Annotated in this window: 6 protein-coding genes and 1 pseudogene; 5 read left to right on the top strand and 2 right to left on the bottom strand. The window is 72.3% G+C overall.

Features of this window, described 5'->3' with window-relative positions; all coding sequences use genetic code 11:
* Positions 1 to 1,083 (bottom strand): annotated as a pseudogene (locus D0D28_RS30380) (hypothetical protein); the annotation flags it as partial.
* 98 nt (positions 1,084 to 1,181) lie between these two features.
* On the opposite strand from D0D28_RS30380, the gene D0D28_RS30375 reads away from it, so the two are divergent.
* From D0D28_RS30375 to D0D28_RS30365, 3 genes are all read left to right on the top strand, one after another.
* Positions 1,182 to 1,946, top strand: a complete 765-nt coding sequence (locus D0D28_RS30375) for a DUF4239 domain-containing protein (RefSeq protein ID WP_233157258.1) — start codon at positions 1,182 to 1,184, stop codon at positions 1,944 to 1,946.
* Positions 1,947 to 2,256: 310 nt separating this feature from the next.
* On the top strand, positions 2,257 to 2,658 hold the full coding sequence (locus D0D28_RS30370) for a MerR family transcriptional regulator (RefSeq protein ID WP_205413399.1): 402 nt from the start codon (positions 2,257 to 2,259) through the stop codon (positions 2,656 to 2,658).
* A 262-nt stretch (positions 2,659 to 2,920) separates the two neighbouring features.
* The gene (locus tag D0D28_RS30365) at positions 2,921 to 4,417 is read left to right on the top strand and encodes a SulP family inorganic anion transporter (RefSeq protein ID WP_116114471.1); all 1,497 of its coding nucleotides are present in this window, start codon (positions 2,921 to 2,923) and stop codon (positions 4,415 to 4,417) included.
* Positions 4,418 to 4,586: 169 nt separating this feature from the next.
* Here the strand turns inward: D0D28_RS30365 and D0D28_RS30360 are convergent, their stop codons facing one another.
* Entirely contained in the window at positions 4,587 to 5,192 is a 606-nt protein-coding gene (locus tag D0D28_RS30360) for a TetR/AcrR family transcriptional regulator (RefSeq protein WP_116114469.1), read from the bottom strand.
* 111 nt (positions 5,193 to 5,303) lie between these two features.
* Here D0D28_RS30360 and D0D28_RS30355 point away from each other — a divergent pair, with 111 nt between their 5' ends.
* Together D0D28_RS30355 and D0D28_RS30350 are read left to right on the top strand one after the other, a co-directional pair.
* Positions 5,304 to 6,788: an MFS transporter gene (locus tag D0D28_RS30355; protein WP_116114467.1), complete on the top strand. Its 1,485-nt coding sequence runs from the start codon at positions 5,304 to 5,306 to the stop codon at positions 6,786 to 6,788.
* 7 nt (positions 6,789 to 6,795) lie between these two features.
* Positions 6,796 to 7,185 (top strand): hypothetical protein, encoded by a 390-nt coding sequence (locus D0D28_RS30350; RefSeq protein ID WP_094005462.1) that lies wholly within the window; start codon positions 6,796 to 6,798, stop codon positions 7,183 to 7,185.
* Positions 7,186 to 7,193 lie beyond the last annotated feature (8 nt).

Raw genomic sequence — 7,193 nt, 5'->3', positions numbered from 1 at the left:
GACCAGCGGGGCGGGCGCCGGCGCCACGGCCGCCGACGTGCCGGTCGCCACGCCTGCGCTGGACAACGCCAGGGTCGCCACCAGGAAGTCGTCGTGCCGGGTGACCAGGCCGAGCCGCAGCGGTTCGCCGTCCGGGCCGGGATGGGCCGGCAGGTCCTGGGCGTCCACCGCCATGTTGGAGCGGTGCCGCGGGTTCACGGCGCCCGCGGCGGCGGAGACGAACGCGTTGGCCGTCGTGGCCGGTGGCCGGGGCCGCAGCACCCGGCCACCGGACAGGATCGCGTCGCCGGTGAGGCCGAGATCGCCTTCGAAGGCGGTGATCCCGAGCATGACCGGCGCGCCGGGATCGGCCTCCCGCAGCCGCACGCAGTCGCCGCGGTGCGGCCGGATGCGGTCATGGCCGTGGTAGACCGTGACGTGCCGCGGGGGCGCCGATGGCGCCTCCCACACCACGACCAGCGACCAGCCGCCGAAGCACCCGGCGCCCTGCGGGGTCCAGATGTTGCCGAGCGTGACGTCGAGCGGGCCGAGCCGGTCGCGCAGCGCGCCGGTGACGTCGGCGTGCGCGCTGTACCAGCGGTCCAGGCCGGGCCGGGGCCCGTCCCGGCGGATCGTGAACCGGCCGGGCCGCAGCACCGTCACCGCGCCCGCGGCGGCCAGCGTCACCGGCTGGGTCTGCGGGCTGCCCGGCCCGCGGCGGCCGCGGGCGCACGGCCCGGCGCCGTCGCCCAGGACGCCGGCCCAGGTCAGCTCCGCGTGGCGCACCCGCGCCCCGGCCGGGAGCGGCACCCGCGCGGTCGACGAGTTGTACGTCTCGGGCCGCCCGTCGACGTCGGCCCAGACCATCCGGTACCGGTCGTTCTGACCGGGCGGCCCCACGGCGGCCCCGCCTTCGGCGACCCGGCACAGGACGGCGCCGGCATCCGGCGGGCAGACGGTGACGGTGTTACCCACCGTGACGAAATCACCGGCCACCTGCTGGTCGAACACCACGGCCCAGGGGGCCGCCGGCGCGGCGTGGGCCACCGGCGGCAGCGTGACCCACAGCAGGAGCGCCACGACCCCGAGGAAACGACATTTCATATTCCACACCCTCCGCGAAGCCGTCCGACCGGCTCTTTCGGGGAACCTTCGACGAGTCAACTGGAAGTTCCGGATGGACGCCCGTACAGTCGCCAGGCGTGATCACCAACTTGGTACTGATCATCGTACTCATCACCCTGCTCATCGTCGCGGTGACGATTGTTCTCGGGCGCACCAGGACAGCCGCATCGGGTGAATTCGATTCCGATGGTCTTTCATTTCTCGGCGGCCTTTTCAACGCGCTCTTCCTGGTCGTGCTCGCGTTCTACGTGGTCTTCGCCTGGGAGAACGGCGACGACCTGGACAACCGGGCCGCGACGGAGGCCGACGCGCTGATCGATCTCTACTGGCAGGTGGACGGGGTGCCCGACCCGGCGCGCATCGCCGTGCAGGACCTGGTCCGCGGGTACGCCGACGAGGTCGTCGACGGCGAATGGGCGCGGCTGGCGGACGGCCACGACGACGGTGCCGTGGCGGACCTGATCAGCACGATGCGCCAGCGCGTGTCCGCGCTCCCCGCCGACACCGACCAGCTGAGCACCGCCCGCGAGAACGCGCTCCAGGACGTCCGCGTCCTCGACGACAACCACCGCGCACGCGTCGACGCCGCGACGGACCAGGACCCGTTCACCGAAACCCTCCTGGCGGCGACGATCGTCGGCGCGGTGCTCATGATCGCGTTCCCGTTGCTGATCGGGTTGCGGGCGCGGCGGAACCACGTCGCGCTCATGGCCGTCACCGCCGCGGTGCTGGTCGCCACGGTGATCGCGTCGATCGAGCTGCAGGACCCGCTGAACGGCATCTTCGCCAGCGAGCCGGATTCCTTCCGCACCGTGCAGACCACGCTGCCGGACCCGCGCTGATCCGGTCCACAGTGGACCCGGGCCGGAACATTTCGTCGCCCGGCGGGCCCGGACGTGACGGCCGGGCCGTAGGCGCAGCACGAGTGTCGAGAACGCGTGGTGCGGACGAGCCGGATCGCGGTCCCGGGGCCGGGAGTTCCTGGAGGTGGGTCCTCGGCGCCCACGACGCCACCGCCGGGTTCACCGGCGACCCGCGATGGGCGCCGGCTTCGCCGGGCGGATCACGTCCGGCGGCGCTCCGGTCAGGTGCCGGTATCGTGGGCGGACGGTGTGGCGGGACGGCCAGGAGGGATCCGGCGTGCGGGAGCAGATGCAGATCGGCGAGGTGGCCGAGCGCACCGGGCTGTCCCTGCGCACGATCCGCTACTACGAGGAAGTCGGGCTGGTCGTGCCGAGCGCGCGCAGCCAGGGCGGGTTCCGGCTCTACACCGAGCCGGATGTGGACCGGCTCCAGCTGATCAAGCGGATGAAACCGCTGGGGTTCCAGCTGGAGGAGATGCGCGACCTGCTGGCCATCCTCGATCCCGTTCCCGGCAGCCCGGACCTCGCCGACCCGGCCGCCCGGCTGGCCGAGTTCAGCCGGACCGCCGAGCAGGCGTGTGCGGACCTGCGCGCGAAACTCCGCGTCGCCGAGGAGTTCGCCGCGCTGTTGCGGGCGCACCTCGACCAGGCGCCGGCACGGCGGAGCTCCGCCCCGGTCCGGTCGCGCTGACCGCGCACCCCTCACCGTCGAGTACGGGCGGGTTCCGTGCGGGACGAGCGCCGCCTGGCGTGATCCCGCCCGCACTCGGCCCCATCTGTCGTCTAACGTGAGGGTAGAGTTGCCGACGGCCGCCGCGCGTGTGCCGGCGGTCCGGCCGGGTCACCGACGCCCGCGGCCGGCGCGGTCCGAGTCATCCGCCCGGGTGCCCGCTCGCCGTCGTCCTGTCCGTGTCGCCGCGCCCGGTGCGCGCCCGAGCATTGGTTGTCCGTACGTGTCGAATGCGTTGTCCTTCGCGCGCCTGCGCGGCGCCCGCCCGTCGTGGCTGTCGCCCCGGGTCGCCCGCACCGAGATCCTCGCCGGCCTGGTGGTGGCGCTGGCGTTGATCCCGGAGGCGATCTCGTTCTCCATCATCGCCGGGGTCGATCCCAGCATCGGCCTGTTCGCCTCGTTCACGATGGCCGTGGTCATCTCGGTCGTCGGCGGGCGCGCGGCGATGATCTCCGCGGCCACCGGCGCGATCGCGCTCGTGGTCGCGCCACTGGCCCGCGAGCACGGGCTGGGTTACCTGATCGCCACGGTCATCCTCGGCGGGCTGTTCCAGATCGTGCTCGGCTCGCTCGGCGTGGCCCGGCTGATGCGGTTCGTCCCGCGCAGCGTCATGGTCGGCTTCGTCAACGCGCTGGCGATCCTGATCTTCCTGGCCCAGGTGCCGGAGCTGATCGACGTGCCGTGGCCGGTGTACCCGTTGTTCGCCGGCGGGCTCGTGCTGATGATCCTGTTCCCCAAGGTCACCAAGGTGATCCCCGCGCCGCTGGTGTCCATTGTGGCCCTCACCGTGCTGACGGTGGCCGCCGGGATCGCGGTCCCCACGGTCGGCGACAAGGGCGCGCTGCCGTCGTCGCTGCCGGTCCCTGGCCTGCCTGACGTGCCGTTCAGTTTCGGCACGCTCAGCACCATCGCCCCGTACGCATTGGCGTTCGCGCTGGTCGGGCTGATGGAGTCGCTGATGACCGCGAAGCTGGTCGACGACATCACCGACACCCACTCCAACAAGACCCGCGAGGCGATCGGGCAGGGCGTCGCCAACGTCGTGACCGGTTTCTTCGGCGGCATGGGCGGCTGCGCGATGATCGGCCAGACCATGATCAACGTCAGGACCGCCGGCGCCCGCACCCGGCTGTCCACGTTCCTGGCCGGGGTCTTCCTGATGGTCCTGTGCCTGGTGTTCGGCCCGGTGGTCTCCGAGATCCCGATGGCGGCGCTGGTCGCGGTGATGGTCCTGGTCGCCGTCGGCACCTTCGACTGGCACTCGATCGCCCCGGCCACCCTCAAACGCATGCCCATCGGCGAGATCGCCGTCATGGTCGTCACCGTCGCCGTCGTCGTGGCCACCGACAACCTCGCCATCGGCGTGGTCGTCGGCTCGATCACCGCGATGGTCATCTTCGCCCGGCGGGTCGCCCACCTCGTCGAGGTCACCGCGGCCACCGATCCCGACGGCACCCAGGTCGTCTACGCCGTGACCGGGGAACTGTTCTTCGCCTCCAGCAACGACCTCGTCTACCAGTTCGACTACACGGGCGACCCGGACACCGTGATCATCGACCTCACGGACGCCCACATCTGGGACGCCTCCACGGTGGCCGCCCTCGACGCCGTCACCACCAAGTACGCCTCCCGCGGCAAGACCGTCGAGATCGTCGGCCTGAACGAGCACAGCGCCCGCATGCACGGCAAGCTGACCGGCGAACTCGCCGGCAGCCACTAGAGCAGGTGTCGCCGGGCGCGCGGTCGCGGGCCGACCCGCTGCGGTTCGTGCCCGGCCACCGCCCGCCCGGAGGGCGCCTGAGGTGTGGCGCTCCGGCAGCTGGTGGCTACCGCGCCGCCATCCTCATCCACGACGTCCGCACCCGGGCGAAGGTTTCCTCGGACACGGCCTAGGACCGGCCGAACAGCTGGTCCAGGTGATAACGCAGCACGGAGCGAGCGTCCTCCGTGGTGCGCTGGCCGATCAGCACGCTGGTGCCCAGCCCGTGGTTGAGCGCGAGCAGCCGGGCCACTTCGGCGGCCACGTCGACGTCCGGGGGCACCTGCCCGTCCGCCTGGGCTCGCGTCAGCGCGCCGGTGCGCAGGCGGTCCAGCTCGTCCACCCCGGCGATGAACGGTTCGTGCGCGAGCTCGGGGTCGGTCATCGCCAGCACCGCGTACGAGGTGCCGACCAGGTGGAACACCCGGCTCCGCTCGTCGGTGGGCAGCGCCTCGACGAGGAACGCCTCGATGAACTCCCGCGGCGGGACCGGCTCGGGCAGCCCGGCCAGCCGGTGCGCCCACCGCTGGTGGCTCTCCCGCTCCAGATGCCGTAGCGCCCCGAGCATGAGCTGGGCCTTGGTGGCGAAGTAGTACTGCACCAGGCGCAGCGAGATCCCGGCCTCGGCGGCCACGGCCCGCATCGTCACCGCGTGCAGGCCCTCCCGCGCCGCGACCCGCACCAGCGCCTCGGCGATCTGGGCCCGCCGCTGCGCGTGGTCCACGGTCTTCGGCATGCCACCGTCCCTTCCCCGGTTGTGGTACAAGCGTATATGATACGGATGTACCACAGACAGATCGGGGGCGAGCGGAGCGTGCGGAGTTCGGGAACATGCGGCGGGACGGCGATGCGGCCCGGGGGCGCGGTCGTGCTCGCGCTGGTGTGCGCGGCGCAGTTCATGGTGGTGCTCGACGTTTCGGTGATCAACGTCGCGCTGCCCTCGGTGCAGCGGGCGCTCGGCTTCGGCGAGGCCGGCCTGCCGTGGGTGGTCAACGCCTACACGCTGACGTTCGCCGGGTTCCTGCTGCTGGGCGGACGGCTCGCGGACGTCTTCGGCCGCAGGCGGGTCTTCGTCGCCGGGCTCGCCCTGTTCGCCGGGGCCAGCCTCGCCGGCGGTCTGGCGAACTCCGCGTCCCTGCTGATCGCCGCGCGTGCGGCGCAGGGCCTGGGAGCGGCCGTGCTCGCCCCGGCCACGCTGACCGTTCTCACCACCACTTTCCCCGAAGGCGCCGCGCGGACACGAGCCCTGGCCGCGTGGACGGCCGTCGGGCTCGCGGGCGGCACCGCGGGCAACCTCGTCGGCGGGGTCCTGACCGAATACCTGTCGTGGCGGTGGGTTCTGCTGATCAACGTGCCGCTCGGCGCCGTCGCGATCCTCCTGGCCGCCCGGTTCCTGCCGGCCGGCGACCGCGGGCCCGGGCAGCGCCTCGACGTCACGGGCGCGGTGCTCGCCACGGCCGGGCTCGGGGCGCTGACCTACGGCATCGGGGAAGCCCGCACCCACGGGTGGGGTGCGCCGGTGCCCAGCACGGCCCTGGCCGCCGGGGCGGTGGCGATCCTGGTGTTCGTCGTCGTCGAAGCGCGGTTCGCGCGGGTGCCGCTGATCCCGCTGTCGTTGTTCCGGTCGCGGGCGATCCCGGTGGGCAACGTGGCGATGCTGCTGGCGGGTGCCTGCCTGAACCCGATGTGGTACTTCCTGACGTTGTCCATGCAGGAGTCCCTGCACTACAGCCCGCTGCAGACCGGCCTGGGCTTCCTCCCCCACACGCTGGTGACGATCGCGGTCGGGATGCGGGTCACGCCGTGGCTGATGCGTCACGTCGACGCCCGGGTGCTGGTCTTCGCCGGGGCGTTGATCGCCGCGGCGGGGTTCTGGTGGCAGAGCCGGATGACCGCCGAAAGCGGTTACGCCGCCGGTGTCCTCGGGCCGGCCATCGTGTTCTCGGTCGGCAGCGGGCTGCTCAACACGCCGCTCACGACCACGGTCACCTCCGGCGTCGACCCGGCGCACGCCGGAGCCGCGTCCGGCCTGATGAACACCACCAAGCAGTTCGGGGGCGCGCTCGGACTCGCGGTGCTGGTCACCCTGACCGGAACCCCGGACACGGGCTACGGGCGCGCGTTCCTCGCCATCGCCGCGATCCTGGTCGTGGTGGCCGCGCTCGCACTCGCCCTCCCCCGGCGAGGGCAGTCCGTACCGGAACCGCACCGGAACCGCACACCGCGTATCCCGGCCGGCGGCGCATCCGCGGCCCGGGCATCAGCGGAACGTCCCTCCCCTGCGGGCCGTGCCTGCGAGCATTCCTCCGACAGCACGGACGCGAAACCATGAAGGTGCGATGAAACGCTCACACAAACTCGCCGGGGTCATCACCGCCGGCCTCCTCACCGGCGCGCTCGTGGGCGCCCCGGAGGCCGCCGCCATCGACCACGAAGTGACGACCGCCGACGCCGACCCCGGTGGCGTCGCCTGGTTCACCGAGCACGGCGACTACGTCTACGTCTGCGACCAGGAGGCGGACGGCTGGGCTGCGGGCCTCGAGGTGTACTGGAACGGCGGCTCCTACACCCTCAGCGCGGGCGGAAGCGGAAACTGCGACCTCGCGGACGCCAGCGAGCCCGGGCACAACCTGCCGGAGAAGGCTTACATCAACTTCCGCGTCTACCTGCACAAGTCCGGAACGCCCTACGCCTACCAGCGCACCGCGCAGTGGTACAACGACCACTGATCCCGGGG

Source organism: Amycolatopsis ruanii (genome assembly GCF_003385175.1).
Classification (GTDB): domain Bacteria; phylum Actinomycetota; class Actinomycetes; order Mycobacteriales; family Pseudonocardiaceae; genus Amycolatopsis_E; species Amycolatopsis_E thermalba.
Note: the sequence above shows the minus strand (reverse complement) of the source record. Positions and strands in the feature narration are given on the sequence as shown.